Below are 16,879 nucleotides of genomic sequence, written 5' to 3' on the forward strand. Positions count from 1 at the left end.
CGTCCCGACGGGCAGTTGGAGTTCCTCGAGCGGCGCGACCATCAGGTCAAGATCCGCGGACGACGCGTCGAACTCGGCGAGATCGAGGCTGCCGTCCGCTCCCTGGAGAGCGTGGTCGACGCCGCGGTCGCCGTGCTGCCCGACGCCTCCGGCAGTCCGCGCCTGGTCGGCTACCTGACCGGTCCTCGCGTGGACGCCGGGCACGTGCGTGACGAGCTGGCCCAGTTGCTGCCCGCCTACATGATCCCGGTGACATGGCTGGTCCTGGACGCCCTGCCGCTCACCGCGAACGGCAAGCTCGACCGCAAGGCCCTGCCCCGGCCGGAGCGCACGCAGGAGACACGGAGCGCGCGTGGCCCGCGGGACGAGCGGGAGGAGATCGTCTGCGGGGTCCTCGCCGAGGTGCTCGGCATGCCGGCCGTCGGCATCGAGGAGGACTTCTTCGCGCTCGGCGGCGACAGCATCCGCTCCATCCAGGTCGTCAGCCGCGCCCGTGCGGCCGGCCTCGCCCTGACCACGCGGGACGTCTTCACGCACCGTACGGCCGCCGCCCTCGCCCGGGCCGCGGGCGAGGTCGGGGCCGAGCCCGCCGCCACGGAGCCCGAGGACGGGCTGGTCTCCCTGTCGGACGAGGAACTCGCCGATCTTGAGAACGAGTTGAGTGAGGATCTGTCGTGACCGAACCGAGAACCAGGTCCAGGATCAGCGAAGTACTGCCGCTCTCCCCGCTCCAGCAGGGTCTGCTCTTCCTGTCCTCGTACGACCGGACCGCCCCCGACCTGTACACGCTGCAGTTCGTCGCGGACATCGACGGTGACGGCGCCGACGTGGAACGGCGACTGCGCACGGCCTCCGCCGCGCTGCTGCGCCGCCACCCCAACCTGCGGGCCTGCTTCCGCAGCCGCAAGAGCGGCGAGCCCGTGCAGGTCGTCCTGCACGAGGACGAAGTGCGGCCGCTCTGGACGGTCCACGACCTCACGCGGCTGCCCGAGGCGCGGCGGGAGTCCGAGGCGCGGCGGATCGCGCGGGAGGACCGGTTGCGGCGGATCGATCCGGCACGCCCGCCGCTGATGCGGTTCACGCTGCTGCGGCTCGGCGAGCGCCGCTGCCGGCTGGTGTGGTCCGTGCACCACATCCTGGTCGACGGCTGGTCCCTGCCGCTCGCCGTGCGCGATCTGACGCTCCTCGCGGACGAGCGGGGCGCTGCCGAACTGCCCGCGCCCGCTGCCTACCGGTCCTTCCTGACCTGGCTGAACACCCGTGACCAGGATGCCGCCCGCGCGGCCTGGGCGGGTCTCCTGGACGGCCTTGCCGGGCCCGTGCGGGTGGCGTCGGACGCTGCCGCGGACGGCGAACTTCCGGAGTCCGTCCGGGATTTCCTGCCGGAGCGGCAGACGGCCGCTCTCACGGCGTGGGCGCGCGGCCGAGGGCTGACCCTCAACTCCGTGGTGCAGGCGTGCTGGGCGGTGCTGCTGGGCCGGCTCACCGGACGCGAGGACGTCGTCTTCGGTGCCGTCACCTCCGGCCGGCCCGCCGAGGTGCCCGGGATCGAGTCGATGATCGGGCTGTTCGCCAACACCCTGCCGGTGCGGGCCGACGTGCGCCCCGGCCGGCGGGCGAGCGACCTGATCGAGGAGCTGGCCCGGCAACAGCTCGCGATGATGCCGCACGAACATCTGCCGCTCGCCGAGGTACAGGCCGCCTGCGGCGTCCAGGGCGAACTCTTCGACACCGTGCTCGCCTTCCAGAGCTACCCGCTGGACGAGGAGGGCCTGCGGCGGGAGACCGGTGGCGCGGTGAGCACGGCACGCGTGTACTCGGCCACGCACTACCCGCTCCATCTCACGGTGTTGCCGGGGGATCGGCTGGAGCTGCAACTGTCCTACAGGACAACAGCGGTGGAAGGCGTCGCGGGTGCCGAGCGTGTTCTCGGGCGACTGGCGCGCGTCCTGCGTGAGGTCGCCGACGACCCGGACGTCCTCCTCGCCCGCCTCGGCGGCCTCGGGCCCGACGAGGAGCGGCGGATCCTCGCGGAGTGGAGCGGCTCCCCGGAGGCCGAACCGGTCCCTTCCCGCCGCACGACCGTCCCGGAAGTCTTCGCCGCCCAGGCCGCGCGCACCCCCGACGCCGTCGCCGTGACCGCCGGCACCGACAGTCTCACCTACCGGGAGCTGGACGAACGCGCCAACCGACTGGCGCACCTCCTGGCCGCACGGGGCGCCGGACCCGGGGCGTTCGTGGCCGTCGCGCTGCCGCGCGGCGCGGAGCTGATCGTCGCGGTCCTCGCCACCCTCAAGGCGGGCGCCGCCTATCTGCCCCTCGAACCCGGCCATCCCGCCGACCGCATCGCCCACACGCTGCGCGACGCCCGCCCCGTACTCCTGCTGACCGGCGCGGACGCGGGTCTGCCCAGGCTGCCCGACGTGGCCCGTGTCGACCTCGACGCCGAGGAGACCCGGGCCGCGCTCGCCGCCTGCCCGACCACCGACCCCCGGGCGGCCGTGACCCCGGACCACGCGGCGTACGTCATCTACACCTCCGGCTCCACCGGCCGGCCCAAGGGCGTGGTGGTGCCGCACCAGAACGTCGTGCGCCTTCTCGACACCACCGACGCGTGGTTCGGCTTCGGGACGGACGACGTGTGGACGCTGTTCCACTCCATCGCCTTCGACTTCACCGTGTGGGAGCTGTGGGGCGCCCTGCTGTACGGCGGCCGTCTGGTCGTCGTGCCCCACGACGTCTCCCGTTCCCCCGACGACTTCCGGGAGCTGCTCGCCCGCGAACGCGTGACCGTCCTCAACCAGACGCCGTCCGCCTTCTACCAACTGATGCGCGCGGACGCCAGAGCGCGCAGCGAACTGAGTCTGCGTCACGTCGTGTTCGGCGGCGAGGCGCTCGACGTGGGCCGTCTCGCCGACTGGTACGAGCGGCACGCCGACGACGCCCCGCGCCTGGTCAACATGTACGGCATCACCGAGACGACGGTCCACGTCACCCACCAGGAGCTGGACGCGGCCATGGCGGTTGCCGGCGGTGGCGGTGCGATCGGGCGCGGCATCCCCGATCTCCGCGTGTACGTCCTCGACGGTGCGCTGCGCCCCGTTCCGGACGGCGTGCCCGGTGAGTTGTACGTCGCCGGGCCCGGACTGGCGCGCGGCTACCTGGGGCGTCCCGACCTGACCGCCGACCGCTTCGTCGCCTGCCCCTTCGGGCCGGCAGGCGCGCGCATGTACCGCACCGGAGACCTGGGCCGGTGGCGGGCCGACGGCACTCTCGACTACCTGGGACGCGCCGATCAGCAGGTCCAGCTCCGGGGCTTTCGCGTGGAACTGGGCGAGATCGCGACCGTCCTCGGCCGGCACCCACGCGTCGCCGAGGCGGCGGTCGTCGCACGGGAGGACCGGCCGGGGGACCAGCGGCTGGTGGCGTACGTCGTGATCCGCGACCTCGACGAGGCGGGCGACGGCCTCGAAACGGCGGCCGAGCTCAGGGGGTTCGCCGGCGCCCGGCTGCCCGACTACATGGTCCCCGCAGCCGTCGTACGGCTGGCCGCGCTCCCGCTCACCGCAAACGGAAAGCTCGACCGACGCGCCCTGCCGGCCCCCGAATACGCCACCTCGGACCGCGGTCCGCGCACCGCCGAGGAAAAGGCCCTGTGCGCGGTCTTCGCCGATGCGCTCGGGCTCGAACGCGTCGGCGTCGACGACGACTTCTTCGCCCTGGGCGGGCACTCGCTGCTGGCGACCCGCATCGTCAACCGGGTCCGCGCCGAACTCGGTGCCGAACTGGGGGTGCGCGATCTGTTCGAGGCCCCGTCGGCGGCCGCGCTCGCCGCCCGCCTGCCGGCCGCCGAAACCGGCAGGGCGGCGCTCACCGTACGACAGCGCCCCGACCTCGTGCCGCTGTCGTACGCCCAGCAGCGCCTGTGGTTCATCGAACACCTCGGCGTCCCCGACGGCCTCTACAACATCCCGCTGGCGGTACGCCTCTCGGGCGCCCTCGACGTGCCTGCCCTGGAGGCGGCCCTGGGGGATGTCGTGGCGCGCCACGAGGCGCTGCGGACAGTATTTCCGGCACGGGCGCAGGACATGGCCGCTGCCACCCGGTCCGCTTCACGAGCCACCGGCGCCGGGGCTTCCCCCAGCCCCGGCGCCGGTCCCCCCGGTGCCGTCGGTCCGGCCGAGCAGCGGGTGCTCGCGCCGGACGACGCCCCGGTGCCCCTGCCGGTGAGTGTCGTCGCGGAGTCGGGCCTGGCCGGTGCGCTGGCCGCCGAAGCGGGCCGCGGCTTCGACCTCGAGACCGAGATTCCGGTACGGGCACGGCTGTACGAGCTCGGCCCCGACGAACACGTCCTGCTGCTGGTCCTGCACCACATCGCCGGCGACCGCTGGTCCCTCGCCCCGCTGACCCGTGATCTGACCGTCTCCTACGAGGCACACCGCACCGGCCGGGCACCCCGACTGCCCTCGCTTCCCGTGCAGTACGCCGACTACACCCTGTGGCAACGGGAGCTGCTGGGCGACGAGAGCGACCCCGGCAGCGAACTCGCCCGCCAGCTCGCGCACTGGACGAAGACCCTGGACGGCCTGCCCGAGGAACTCCGGCTGCCCTTGGACTTCCCACGCGGCACCCGCTCCGGCCACAACGGCGGCCTCGTACGGGCCAACGCGCCGCAAGCACTGGTCCACGAGCTGCGACGGCACGCGGCCGAGTCGGGCGTCAGCGTGTTCATGGTGCTCCAGGCCGCGCTCGCAGCCCTGCTCACCCGACTCGGGGCGGGCACCGACGTCCCGCTCGGCGCCCCCGTGGCCGGCCGTGCCGACGAACACCTCCACGACCTGGTCGGCATGTTCGTCAACACCTTGGTACTGCGTACCGATACCGCCGGCGATCCGGACTTCCGTCAACTAGTGGAACGCGTCCGGGTGTTCGACCTGGCCGCCTACCGTCACCAGGACGTGCCCTTCGAGAAGCTCGTCGAGGTGCTCAACCCCGAGCGGTCGATGTCCCGGCACCCCCTCTTCCAGGTGATGCTCGGCCACCAGCAGGAGGCGGACGTACCACGCGGCGCCACGAGCGGCGGCCTGTCGCTCCGGCCGGAGGAGGTTGCCGGGGCCACGGCCAAGTGGGACCTGTTCTTCCAGTTCACCGAGGAGGGCAGCGACGGCCTCTCGCTCGCACTGGAGTACCGCACCGACCTCTTCGAGCCCGCCACCGCCCGCCGTATCGCCGAGGCCTGCCTGCGACTGCTGGGCGCCGCCCTCGCCGAGCCCGGCCTGCCGCTGTCCCGCCTGGACGTCCTCGACCCGGCGGAGCGCGCGGAGCTGCTGGACCGGGGCACCCGCCGCACCGGCACCGACCGGTCCACCGTCACCGAACTCGTGGCCCGCCGGGCCGCCGCCGGCCCGGACGAGGTGGCCCTCGTCCACGCCGACCGGGACGGGCGACTCGTTTCCACCACGTACGCCGACCTGGACGCCGCAGCCAATCGGCTCGCGCACCTCCTCACCGGTCGCGGTGTCGGCCGCGGCGACCTGGTGGCCCTGTGCCTGGATCGCGGCCCGGCCGCGGTGACTGCGATGCTGGCGATCGCCAAGACGGGCGCTGCCTATCTGCCGCTCGACGCCGCCTACCCGGCGCAGCGGATGCGCGGCATGCTCGCCGACAGCGGAGCCCGCCTGCTGCTGACCCAGGAATCCCTGGCGCAACGGTTCGAGGAGGTTCCGGAAGCCGAAGCCGTGGTCCTCGACGACCCCTGTGTCCGGGACATCCTGGTCCGCCTCCCCGCCACCGCGCCCTTTGTCACCCCGCCGGACCCCGACGACCTGCTCTACGTCATCTACACCTCCGGCTCCACCGGCCGTCCCAAGGGCGTCGCCGTCTCGCACCGCGCCGCCGTACGTCTCGTCCAGGGTCTGCCCGAGCTGGAGTTCACCCGGGACGACACCTTCCTGTACTTCGCGCCGGTGGCCTTCGACGCCTCCACCTTCGAGATCTGGGGGCCGCTCAGCCGGGGCGCCCGGCTCGCGATCTGCCCGCCGGGGCCCGCCGATCCGCGGGCGCTGGAGGAGTTCTGCGCTCGCGCGGGGGTCACCGTCGCCTTCCTCACGACCCAGTTCGTCAACGCGATCGCCGACACCCGGCCGCGTGCTCTGGCCCCGTTGCGGGTGCTGCTCACCGGGGGCGAGGCACACTCACCGGATCACCTCGCACGGCTGCGCGCCGCTCTGCCGGACACCCGGGTGTTCAACGTGTACGGCCCGACGGAGACCACCACCTTCGCCACCCTCCAGGACTGCGCCGAGGCGCCGGACGCCCCGGCCACCGTCCCCATCGGGCTGCCCGTCGGCGACACCTGCGCCTACGTCCTGGACGAGGCGCTGCGGCCGGTGCCGCGCGGAGTCGTCGGCGAGCTGTACCTGGCGGGCCCCGGACTGGCACGCGGGTATCTGGGGCGCCCGGGCGCCAGCGCGGAGCGGTTCGTGGCCTGCCCGTACGGAGAGCCCGGCGAGCGCATGTACCGCACGGGTGACCTGGTCCGCTGGGACGCACGGGGCCGGGTCGACTACGTGGCCCGCGCCGACCAGCAGGTGAAGGTCCGCGGGTACCGTATCGAACTCGGCGAGGTCGACCGCCTCTTGACGGCCCACCCCGCCGTCGCCCGCGCCGCCGTCCTCGCCCCCGCCGGACACGGCGGACAGCGTCATCTCGTCGCCTACTTCGTCACCGCACCGGACCATTCGGAACCCGAACCGGCAGAGCTGCACGGCCACATGGCGCGTAGCCTGCCCGGCTACATGGTGCCCGGTGCGTACGTGCCCCTGCCCGAGCTGCCCCTGACCCCGAACGGCAAGCTGGACGTGCGCTCCCTGCCGCCCGGCCCGACCGACGCCGCCTCGGCCGACCGCACCGTACGCCCGCCGCGCACCGACGCGGAACGCGCGCTGTGCGCGGCCGTCGCGGACGTCCTCGGCACCGGACCGGTCGGCCCGGACGACGGGTTCTTCGCCCTCGGCGGGGACAGCCTCAAGGCTATTCGGCTGGTCAACGCCGCAGCCCGGGCCGGAGTGCGGATCAGTCTCGCCGCGGTCTTCGAGCACCGCACGCTGGAGGCGCTCGCGGCGAGCGCGGCCGGGCCGGGCGACGGCGTCGACCCACTCGGCCCGATGCTGCCGATCCGCGCCACCGGCACCCGTCCGCCGCTGTTCTGTGTGCACGGCGGGCTCGGCTTCGGCATCCCCTTCGCGGTGCTCGCCGAGCACCTCGACGCCGAACAGCCCGTGTACGCCCTCCAGGCCCGTGGCCTCGCAGCCGCCGAGACGCTGCCGGGGGATCTCGCCGAGGTCGCCGACGAGTACGTGGCCCGGATCCGGGCCGTCCGGCCCGGCGGGCCGTACCACCTGCTCGGCTGGTCCTACGGGGGCGTCGTCGCCCACGAGATGGCGGTCCGGCTGCACGCGGCCGGCGAGGAGGTGGCCTATCTGGCCAACCTGGACGCCTTCCCCGACGACGCGGTGGGCGCGGCGCCCACCGACGAGGAGTTCCTCGCCGACTTCCTGACCGAGGCCGGCGTCGGGACGGACGGTCTGGACCGGCTCACCCCGTCCGGTGTCGCCGCGCACCTCGCCCGCCTCGGCGGCCCGCTCGCCGACCTGGGCGAGGCCACCCTGGAGCGGTTGCTGGGCGTCATGCGCAACAACCTCGAACTGTTCAAGCGGTTCACACCCGGACGGTTCGACGGCTGTGCCATGACGTTGTTCCTGGCGACCGGCGACGGCCTCCCACAGGACGAGCGCGCGCTGCGGACCAAGAGCTGGGAGCCGCATCTGACGGCGGCCCCCGACACCTACGACGTCGACTGCGGCCACCAGCAGATGCTCGGACCGGCCCCGGCGGCGGTCATCGGCCGCACCGTCGAGCGCCACCTCGCCGCACTGGCGGCGGCCGCCGAGTGAGCCGCCGTACCCGGGACCTCCGAGTTCCCGACTTCCGACCGTCACCAGAGATCTGGAGAACCGACATGGCCAACCCCTTCGACAACGAAGACGGCACCTTCCTCGTCCTCGTCAACGACGAGGGCCAGCACTCCCTGTGGCCGTCCTTCGCCGCCGTGCCCGAGGGCTGGCGGGTGGTGCTCGACGCGAGCGAGAAGGCCACCGCCGTCGCGTACGTGGAGAGCAACTGGACCGACATGCGTCCGTTGAGCCTGCAGCGGCAGGCGGGCTGAGCGTGTCTTCGTCCGACATCGCCATCCTCGCCGAGGGGCTGGGCAAGTCCTACCGCTCGCACACGGCACTGCACGGCATCGACCTGTCGGTGCCGGCCGGCACCGTCCTCGGTGTGCTCGGGCCCAACGGCGCGGGCAAGACGACCACCGTCCGGATCCTGGCCACCCTCGTCAAGCCGTCCGCGGGGCGGGCCACCGTCGCCGGTCACGACGTGGTGGGGGAGAGCCGCGAGGTGCGCCGGCGCATCGGACTGGCCGGGCAGTACGCGGCCGTCGACGAGCTGCTCACCGGGCGCGAGAACATCGCGCTGCTCGCCAGGCTCTTGCGGTTCGGGCGGCGGGGCGCCGCCCGGCGCGCCACCGAGCTGCTCGAGCGCTTCGAGCTCACCGAGGCCGCGGACCGGCCCGTCGGCACCTACTCCGGTGGTATGCGCCGCCGGCTCGACCTGGCCACCTGTGTCATCGGGGAGCCGGAGGTGCTGTTCCTCGACGAGCCCACCACCGGACTCGACCCCACCAGCCGGGTCGTTCTGTGGGACGTGGTGCGCGACCTGGTCGCCGACGGGGTGACCATCCTGCTCACCACCCAGTACCTGGAGGAGGCCGACGAACTTGCCGACCGCATCGCCGTGATCGACGCCGGCCGCGTCATCGCCGAGGGCACTCCCCAGTCCCTCAAGCGCCAGGTCGGCAGCGAGTTCCTGGAGGTCACCGTGGCCCGCCCGGAGAACCTGGGCGACGCGGTGGCCGCCCTGTCCGGGCTCGGCGGCCGGCCCCCTGCCGTCGACGAGGCCGCCCGCCGGGTGTCGGTCCAGCTCGGCCCCGACGGCCTGGACGAGGTGGCCCGTGCCGCCCTCGCCCTGCGTGAGAAGGGCGTGCCCACCGCCGACTTCGAACTGCGCAGGCCCACCCTCGACGACGTCTTCTTCGACCTCACGGGCACGGGCCGGAAAGAGGAGAACCAGTAATGGCCACGGCAACGACGACGCGCCCCGCCCAGTCGGGCGGCGCGCTGGCCGGGCACCTCGGTGACACCCTCGCCCTGGCCGGCCGGCACCTGACACATCTGCGCCGCTCGCCCGGCCGGCTGATCCTCGTCACCATGAACCCGCTGGTGATGCTGATCGCCGTCGGCTACCTCTTCCGCAACTCCATGCAGGTGCCCGGCAATGTCGCCTACGAGGACTTCATCATGGCCGGCATCGCCATCCAGGTCGGCCTGGCCAGCGTCGGCCCCACGGCGATCGGCGTCGCCCTCGACCTGCGGCACGGCCTGGTGGACCGGTTCCGCTCGCTGCCCATCTCACCGGCCTCGGTGCTCGTCGGACGCACCCTGTCCGACCTGTTCGTCGGCGCGGTCAGCCTGACCGTGGTGTCCCTGGCCGGCCTCGGCGTCGGCTGGCGTCCGCACGAGGGCGTCTGGCGCACCGCCGCCGGATTCGGCGTCCTGCTCGCCTTCGTGTACGTGATGCTCTGGGTCGGAATCCTGCTCGGCACCAGCCAGAAGAACGTCGAGGCCATCGACGGCACCGGCGCGCTCGTACTCGTCGTGTTCAGTTTCCTTTCCAACGCGTACGTCTCGGTGAGCGGGCTGCCCGACTGGCTGCGCCCGGTCGCCGAATGGAATCCGGTGACATCCGTCATCACCACCTGCCGCCGGCTGTGGGGCAATGATCCGGCGGGCGCCGCGGGCAGCGGATTCCCGGCCCAGCATCCCGGCCTCGTCACCGCCATCACGCTGTCCGTGATGCTGGTCGTGGCGGTTCTGGGCAGCGTACGGGGCTTCCGGCGGGCCGTCGGCCGCTGACGGCAACACCGTCAGCGGTCCATCAGTTGGACGTCAGCGGACAGTCACCGGCACTGACTAATTTCGTGCGAGAGCGGAAACGCAAACGGAGGAAAACACATGACCACGGTCGCTCCCGAGCGCCTCACCCGTATCCGGGAAATCATCGCCGAGAACATCGACGTCGACCCCGGGCGCCTCACCGACACGGCCCTGTTCATCGACGAACTCGGCGCCGACTCGCTGAAGCTGATCGATGTCCTCAGCGCTCTGGAGATGGAGTACTCCATCGTCATCGACATGAACGAACTGCCCAAGATGACCAACGTGGAGGCCACCTGCCAGGTGGCCGCCGCGGCCGCCGGCTGGTGAGGAGCCCACATGTCCACCGCAACCGCACGCCGCCGGGTCGTCCTCACCGGTTTCGGGGTGATCTCCAGTATCGGCACAGGTGTCGACGCGTACACGGCGGGGCTGCGGGCCGGCCGCTCCGGCGCACGGCCCATCACCCGGTTCGACACCGAGGGCTTCGGGCAGAACACCGCCTGTGAGGTCCCCGATTTCGAACCGGAGCGCTGGATCCGCAACGTCCCCCTGGACGAGATGGGCCGCGCCGGTCAGTACGCGGTCGCCGCGGCGCGGATGGCCGTGGCGGACGCCGGGCTCACCGAGACCCACCTCGACGACCGGCAGGCCGTCGTCACCGTCGGCACCACCGACGGGGAGTCGCACGACATCGCCCTGCTGCTGGAGCAGGAACTGGCCGCCGGGGACCCGGAGGCGATGGACCCGGTGCTGTCCCGCCGTATCAACGCGGGCCGACTGTCCACCGTCATCGCCCGCGAACTGCGGATGCCGAACGTGGAGGCCACCACCGTCACCACGGCCTGCGCGGCCGGCAACTACTCCATCGGCTACGGCCTCGACGCCATCCGCTCCGGCGAGGTCGACCTCGCGCTGTGCGGCGGCGCCGACGCCGTGTGCCGCAAGGCGTTCGCCCTGTTCAAGCGGTTCGGCGCGCTCACCCCGGACGTGGTGCGGCCCTTCGACAAGGACCGGCAGGGCATCCTCACCGGGGAGGGCGCCGGCATCCTCGTCCTGGAGAGCCTGGAGTCGGCCCTGGCCCGCGGCGCCCGCATCTACGCCGAGGTCCTCGGCTACGGCCTGAGCTGCGACGCCGCGCACCCGACCGCACCCAACCGGGAGGGCATCGCCCGCGGCATCCGGCTGGCCCTGGACGACGCCGGCGTCAAGGAGGAGGAGGTCGACTTCATCTCCGCGCACGGCACCGGCACCAGAGCCAACGACAAGACCGAGTCGGCCGCCATCGTCGACGTGTACGGCGATGCCCCGCCCCGCACCGTCGCCGTGAAGTCGATGCTCGGCCACTCGATGGGCGCGGCCAGCGCCCTCGGCGCGATCGCCTGCGGGCTCGCCATCGAGCACGGGTTCATCCCACCCACCATCAACCACCGCGAGACCGACCCGGACTGCCCGCTCGACGTCGTGCCGAACGAGGCCGTCGAGGCGGAGGTCCGGATCGTGCAGAACAACTCCAGCGCCTTCGCCGGCAACAACGCCGTCCTGATACTCGGCACGTACGGGGAGTGAGTGACGACCATGAGCACCGCAACAGCCAGAGCGGCCTCGCTGCCGCCCGACACACCCGTCATCACCGGCTGGTCGGCGGTCTCGCCGTACGGCATCGGCCGTGACCGGTTCGCCGCCGGGGTACGCGGCGGCGCGAAGACGGCGGTGAAGGCGGATGCGAGCCTGGGGTCGCTGCCGTTGTCCGACGTGTGCACGGTGCCCGGGTTCGACATCCAGGAGGCGCTCGGCCCGCGCGGCACAGCCAAGATGGACCGGCTCACCGCGCTGACCCTGGTCGCCTCCGACGGGCTGCTGCTGGACGCCGACGGCAACCGTGCCGTGGAGACCGACGACCTGACCGGTGTCGTCCTCGGCATCACCATGGGCAGCCTGGAGAACGTCACCGACTTCCTGCGCCAGTCCTACACCAATCAGCGCCCCTTCTACGTCGACGCGGGCCGTATCCCCTTCGGCAGCCTCAACCACGCCGCCGGCGCCACCGCCATCCGGCACGACCTCAAGGGCCCCAACACCACGGTCGCGGGCGGCCGGATCAGCGGGCTGCTCGCGCTGAACTACGCGCGCCGTCTGATGGGTCAGGGCCGGGCGACGAAGTACCTGGTGGGCTCCGCCGAGGAGTTCTCCGCCGCGCATGCCTGGTTCGAACACACCGCCGCCGCGTCCGGCGACTCCGCGGAGCTGCTCGGCGAGGGCTGCGGACTCTTCCTCGTGGAACACGCGGGCCGTGCCCAGCGCCCGCCGCTGGCCGCGGTGCTGAGCGTCGAGACCCGCGTCGACATCGACGACGACCCGCACGCGGCCGTCACCGCCTGCGCCCGGCGTGCCCTTCAGCGGGCCGGCGTCGACGCCGCACAGGTGTGGGCGGCCGTGCCCTGCGCGGCGCCCACCGCCGCCGGACGAGCCGAGCACGAGGCCCTCGCCGCCCTGGTCCCTGCCGCCGCGCTCTCCCGGGTGCCGTCCATGGAACTGCTCGGCGACACCAGCGCCGCCTCCGCGTCCTTCCAGATCGGAGCGGTCCTCGCCGTGGCCGAGGCCAACCCGGACTCCCGGGGCCGCGTCGCCCTCGTCTGCGCGGTCGACCGGGACGGCGGCGTGGCCGCGGCGGTCCTGCGACTGATGGGGGAGGAACAGTGATCGCGCTGGTCAGCGGGGGATCCCGGGGCATCGGCCGAGCCATCGTGCTGCGCCTGGCCCAGGACGGATACGACGTCGCCTTCTGCTACCGCTCCAACGAGGACGCCGCGGATCGGCTCGTCAAGGAGGCCGCCGAGTCCGGCACTCGCGTCACCGCCACCCGCTGCGACGTGGCCGACCCGGCCGCCGTAGGCGACTGGTACGCCCGCGCCGAGCGCGAACTCGGTCCGGTCGACGCGGCCGTCACCTCGGCCGGCATCACCCGGGACCGGCCGCTGGTGCTGATGCCCGAGGACGACTGGAACCAAGTGCTGCGCACCAACCTCGACGGCGTCTACCACGTATGCCGGGCCGCCGCGTTCTCCATGAGCAAGCGCAGGTCGGGCACCATCGTCAACCTGTCCTCGGTCGCCGGGGTCTACGGCAACACGGGGCAGGCCAACTACGCCGCCTCCAAGGCCGGGATCATCGGCTTCACCAAGTCCCTCGCCAAGGAGTGCGGGCCGCGCGGCATCCGAGCCAACGTCGTCGCGCCGGGCCTCATCGAGACGGACATGGTCGGCGACATGCCCGAGGGGGCGCTCCACAAGCAGCTCGGGAACGTGGCGCTGGGCCGCCTCGGCCGCCCCGGGGAGGTGGCCGACCTGGTCTCCTTCCTGGTCTCCGAACGAGCCGAGTACATCACCGGCTCGGTCTTCGAGATCCACGGCGGCGGCACCTTCTGATGAGCGGCAGAACGCGATCACAGCAGCGCGGCGCCCAGGACCTCGACGGCCGGCACTTCGACGCGATCGTCGTCGGCAGCGGGGTCGGCGGGCTGGTCGGCGCCGGATACCTGGCCGCCGACGGCCGCCGGGTCCTCGTCCTGGAGCAGCACGACGTGGCCGGCGGCAACGCGCACGTCTTCCGTCGCCGTCGCAAGTACGAGTTCGACGTCGGCACCCACTACCTCGGTGACTGCGGCGAGGACGGGCTGCTCCCCGCGGTCCTGTCCGGGCTCGGCGTACGCGACCGGGTGTGCTTCAGGCCCATGGACAACGAGGGCGGCTTCGACCGCATCATGACGCCCACGGCCACCGTGGACGTCCCCGCCGGCTGGCAGCCGTACCGTGACCGCCTCAAGCGGGCCCTGCCCGCCGAGGCCGACCGGATCGACCGGTTCATCGACCTGGCCACGGCGGTGGCCGGCGCCAGCCGCGCCGGGCTTATGGGCGAGTCGATGGTCGACCTGTTCCGCCGGTCCCCGCAGACCATGCGCTGGACCCGCCGCACCCTCGGCCGGGCCCTCGACCACTGCGAACTGTCCGAGAAGGGCCGCACCCTGCTGGCCGCCCAGGCCGGCAACTACGGCGCCATGCCCGACGGGATCGGCTTCGCCGAGCACGTCAACATCATGGACCACTACCTGCGGGGTGCCTACTACCCCGAGGGCGGCGGCCAGATGCTCGTCGCCGCGTTCGTCGAGGCCCTGGAGTCCTACGGCGGCGAACTGCGCACCCGCTGCGACGTCCGCCGCATCCTGATCGACGGCGGACGCGCCACCGGCGTCGAACTCGCCGACGGACAAAAGGTGTTCGCGCCTCTGGTCATCTCCAACGCCGACTACCGGCACACCGTCCTGGACCTGTGCGGGGGAGAGGCGGCCTTCCCCGCCGACCTCGTCACCCGCACCCGGGAGGCGACCATGCGCAGCGGGGTCGTCGCCGTGTACGTCGCCCTGGACACCGAGCTGGACGGACTGCCCAACGCCAACATCTGGTGGCACGACAGCGACGCCATGGAGGCCGCCCAAGCGGACGTGCTCGCGCGCTACGAGCACGACGGTGTCTACGACCGGATCCCCCAGCTCGCCTTCTCCTTCGCCTCCCTGAAGGACGCCGGGTCGGCGGCCGTGTGCCCACCGGGCCACAGCAATTTCCAGCTCATGACCGGCTGCCCGCCCGGCTACGACTTCTGGGGCGTGCCCGGCGGACCGGTGGACGGCGAGCCCTATCGCCGCAAACCGGCTTATGCGGCACGCAAGCGGGAGCTGACCGAGCTGATCCTGGACGCCGCCGAGAAGGTGCTCGGCCCGTTCCGGGACCGCATCACCCATGTGGAGACTGCGACCCCGCTCACCAACGAGCGCTACATCCGCGCCAGCGGCGGCACTCCGTACGGCATGGCCACCTGGGGCTCGGACGGCCGGCGGCCGGATGTGCGCACCGACGTCGACGGGCTGTACGTCGTCGGCCAGAACGTCCGCTACGGCAGCGGGGTCGGCGGCGTCGCCACCGGCGGCATGGCCGTGGCGTCCCAGATCCTGGGCCGTCCCCTGCTGGCCGAGGTCTACGCCGGCACCGTGCTGGGCGATGCGTCCCGGCTGCCCGGACGGGGCCCGGACTGGGACCCGCTGCTGGTGTCCCGGGGCCGGGCACGGCAGGGCGCGAAGGGGCTCGCGCGCATCGGCTGACCCCGGCTCCCGACCCCGTACGACCTTCCCTCTCTTCTCAGGAGCAGCATTCCCATGAACCAGGTCCCCCCTTTCGCCGTGGTCTCCGGCGCCCAGGTGCACCAGGCGCTCGACGGGCACGAGACCGAGGTCGTCGCGGCGGTGGAGACCGCCTACCGGCTGCACGGCGAGGGACAGACGGTCAACCCGGACTCGTACTTCCTGCGCTTTCCGAACCGCCCCTCGTCCCGGATCATCGCCCTGCCCGCCTCGGTCAAGGGCGAGGTGGGCGTGCACGGCATCAAGTGGATTTCCAGCTTCCCGGAGAACGTGGCGGCGGGCATCCCGCGTGCCTCGGCCGTGCAGATCCTCAACGACGCCGAGACCGGCTACCCGTTCGCCTGTCTGGAGAGCTCCATCATCAGCGCCGCCCGCACCGCGGCCTCGGCGGCGCTCGCGGCCGACCGGATCAGCGCGGCTCGCGGCTCGCGCCCCACCCGGGTCGGCTTCATCGGCGTCGGCCTGATCGCCCGCCATCTGCACACCTACCTCGCCGCCGCCGGCTTCGCCTTCGACGCGATCGGCGTGCACGACCTGTCCGCCGAGCACGCCCAGGGCTTCACGGGCTACCTGCGGCGCAGCGCGGGCGACGGCGTCGAGATCACCGTCCACGACAAGGCCGAGGACCTGATCCGCTCCAGCGACCTGGTGGTGTTCGCCACCGTCGCGGGCGAACCGCATGTCACGGACCCGCAGTGGTTCACGCACCACCCGCTGGTGCTGCACGTCTCGTTGCGCGACCTGTCGCCCGAGATCGTCCTCGAGTCGTGGAACGCCGTCGACGACATCGAGCACTGCATGAAGGCCAACACCTCCCCGCACCTGGCCGAACAGCGCGCCGGCCATCGGGACTTCGTCGCCGGCACGCTGTACGACGTGCTCACCGGGTCCATCACCCCGCCGTCCGACCGCCCGGTGATCTTCTCGCCGTTCGGCCTCGGCGTGCTCGACCTGGCCGTCGCGAAGTACGTGTACGACCGGGTCGAGGGGGCGGGTGAACTGCACACCGTGCCCGGCTTCTTCCACGAGCTGAAGAGGTACGGCTGACACCGTCGCTGACGAACGACTGACGGCGCGCTGACGGCCGGGCTCCCCGGCCGAGGCGCGCCTTGTCCTTTCCCCGGACCGCCCAACAGAATCGGAATCATGAGATCTTTCGCCAGTCTGGCCGATTTCTCCGCCGCCACCGGTGAACACCTGGGCTACAGCGATTGGCTTGAGGTCACCCAGGACAAGGTGGATCAGTTCGCCCAGGCCACCGGCGACTTGCAGTGGATCCATGTGGACCCCGAGCGGGCGGCGAGCGGCCCGTTCGGCGGAACCATCCTCCATGGCTACATGACCCTGGCGCTGCTCCCCGAGATGATGCGCGCGATCTTCGACATCGAGAAGATCGAGATGGGCGTCAACTTCGGTCTGGACAAGGTGCGTTTTCCCCGCCCGGTCCTGGTGGGCGCCCGCGTCCGCGGTGGTGCCAAGCTGACCGGCGTGCGTGAGACGCCCGCCGGCCACCTCGCCGCCGTACGCATGACCGTCCAGGTGGAGGCAGAGGGACAGCCGCAGTCGGCCTGCGTGGCGGACACTCTGTCGCTGTTCATCGGCTCCGAAACCGCGCCGAGTAGATGAACCA

The 16,879-nt window shown here is 72.4% G+C and carries 12 protein-coding genes; all 12 read left to right on the forward strand.

Annotation, left to right across the window (positions count from 1 at the left end; genetic code table 11):
* A partial coding sequence (locus KUM40_RS12615) for a phosphopantetheine-binding protein (RefSeq protein ID WP_254395019.1) occupies positions 1 to 678 on the forward strand: 678 nt, incomplete at its 5' end.
* Positions 675 to 7,955, forward strand: coding sequence for a non-ribosomal peptide synthetase (locus KUM40_RS12620; RefSeq protein WP_217165917.1), 7,281 nt, complete (start codon positions 675 to 677; stop codon positions 7,953 to 7,955). The genes KUM40_RS12615 and KUM40_RS12620, both read left to right, overlap by 4 nt.
* 65 nt (positions 7,956 to 8,020) lie before the next feature.
* Positions 8,021 to 8,227, forward strand: a complete 207-nt coding sequence (locus tag KUM40_RS12625) for an MbtH family protein (RefSeq protein ID WP_217165918.1) — start codon at positions 8,021 to 8,023, stop codon at positions 8,225 to 8,227.
* 2 nt (positions 8,228 to 8,229) lie between these two features.
* Complete coding sequence (locus tag KUM40_RS12630) at positions 8,230 to 9,195, forward strand: ATP-binding cassette domain-containing protein (RefSeq protein ID WP_217165919.1); 966 nt, start codon at positions 8,230 to 8,232, stop codon at positions 9,193 to 9,195.
* Positions 9,195 to 10,034: an ABC transporter permease gene (locus KUM40_RS12635; RefSeq protein WP_217165920.1), complete on the forward strand. Its 840-nt coding sequence runs from the start codon at positions 9,195 to 9,197 to the stop codon at positions 10,032 to 10,034. The genes KUM40_RS12630 and KUM40_RS12635 overlap by 1 nt, the downstream gene beginning before the upstream one ends.
* A 99-nt stretch (positions 10,035 to 10,133) precedes the next feature.
* Positions 10,134 to 10,385: an acyl carrier protein gene (locus tag KUM40_RS12640; protein WP_217165921.1), complete on the forward strand. Its 252-nt coding sequence runs from the start codon at positions 10,134 to 10,136 to the stop codon at positions 10,383 to 10,385.
* 9 nt (positions 10,386 to 10,394) lie between these two features.
* On the forward strand, positions 10,395 to 11,624 hold the full coding sequence (locus tag KUM40_RS12645; protein WP_217165922.1) for a beta-ketoacyl synthase: 1,230 nt from the start codon (positions 10,395 to 10,397) through the stop codon (positions 11,622 to 11,624).
* A 9-nt stretch (positions 11,625 to 11,633) separates the two neighbouring features.
* Positions 11,634 to 12,758, forward strand: a complete 1,125-nt coding sequence (locus KUM40_RS12650) for a beta-ketoacyl synthase N-terminal-like domain-containing protein (RefSeq protein ID WP_217165923.1) — start codon at positions 11,634 to 11,636, stop codon at positions 12,756 to 12,758.
* A complete protein-coding gene (fabG, locus tag KUM40_RS12655) occupies positions 12,755 to 13,483 on the forward strand; it encodes a 3-oxoacyl-ACP reductase FabG (protein ID WP_217165924.1) in 729 nt (242 codons plus the stop codon). The genes KUM40_RS12650 and fabG overlap by 4 nt, the downstream gene beginning before the upstream one ends.
* Entirely contained in the window at positions 13,483 to 15,210 is a 1,728-nt protein-coding gene (locus KUM40_RS12660; protein ID WP_217165925.1) for an NAD(P)/FAD-dependent oxidoreductase, read from the forward strand. Before fabG ends, KUM40_RS12660 begins: the two co-directional genes overlap by 1 nt.
* A 54-nt stretch (positions 15,211 to 15,264) precedes the next feature.
* The gene (gene sbnB, locus KUM40_RS12665; RefSeq protein WP_217165926.1) at positions 15,265 to 16,296 is read left to right on the forward strand and encodes a 2,3-diaminopropionate biosynthesis protein SbnB; all 1,032 of its coding nucleotides are present in this window, start codon (positions 15,265 to 15,267) and stop codon (positions 16,294 to 16,296) included.
* A 99-nt stretch (positions 16,297 to 16,395) separates the two neighbouring features.
* Entirely contained in the window at positions 16,396 to 16,875 is a 480-nt protein-coding gene (locus KUM40_RS12670) for a MaoC family dehydratase (RefSeq protein WP_217165927.1), read from the forward strand.
* Positions 16,876 to 16,879: the final 4 nt, after the last annotated feature.

Origin of the sequence: Streptomyces sp. AC512_CC834, assembly GCF_019049325.1 — a bacterium.
GTDB lineage: Bacteria > Actinomycetota > Actinomycetes > Streptomycetales > Streptomycetaceae > Streptomyces.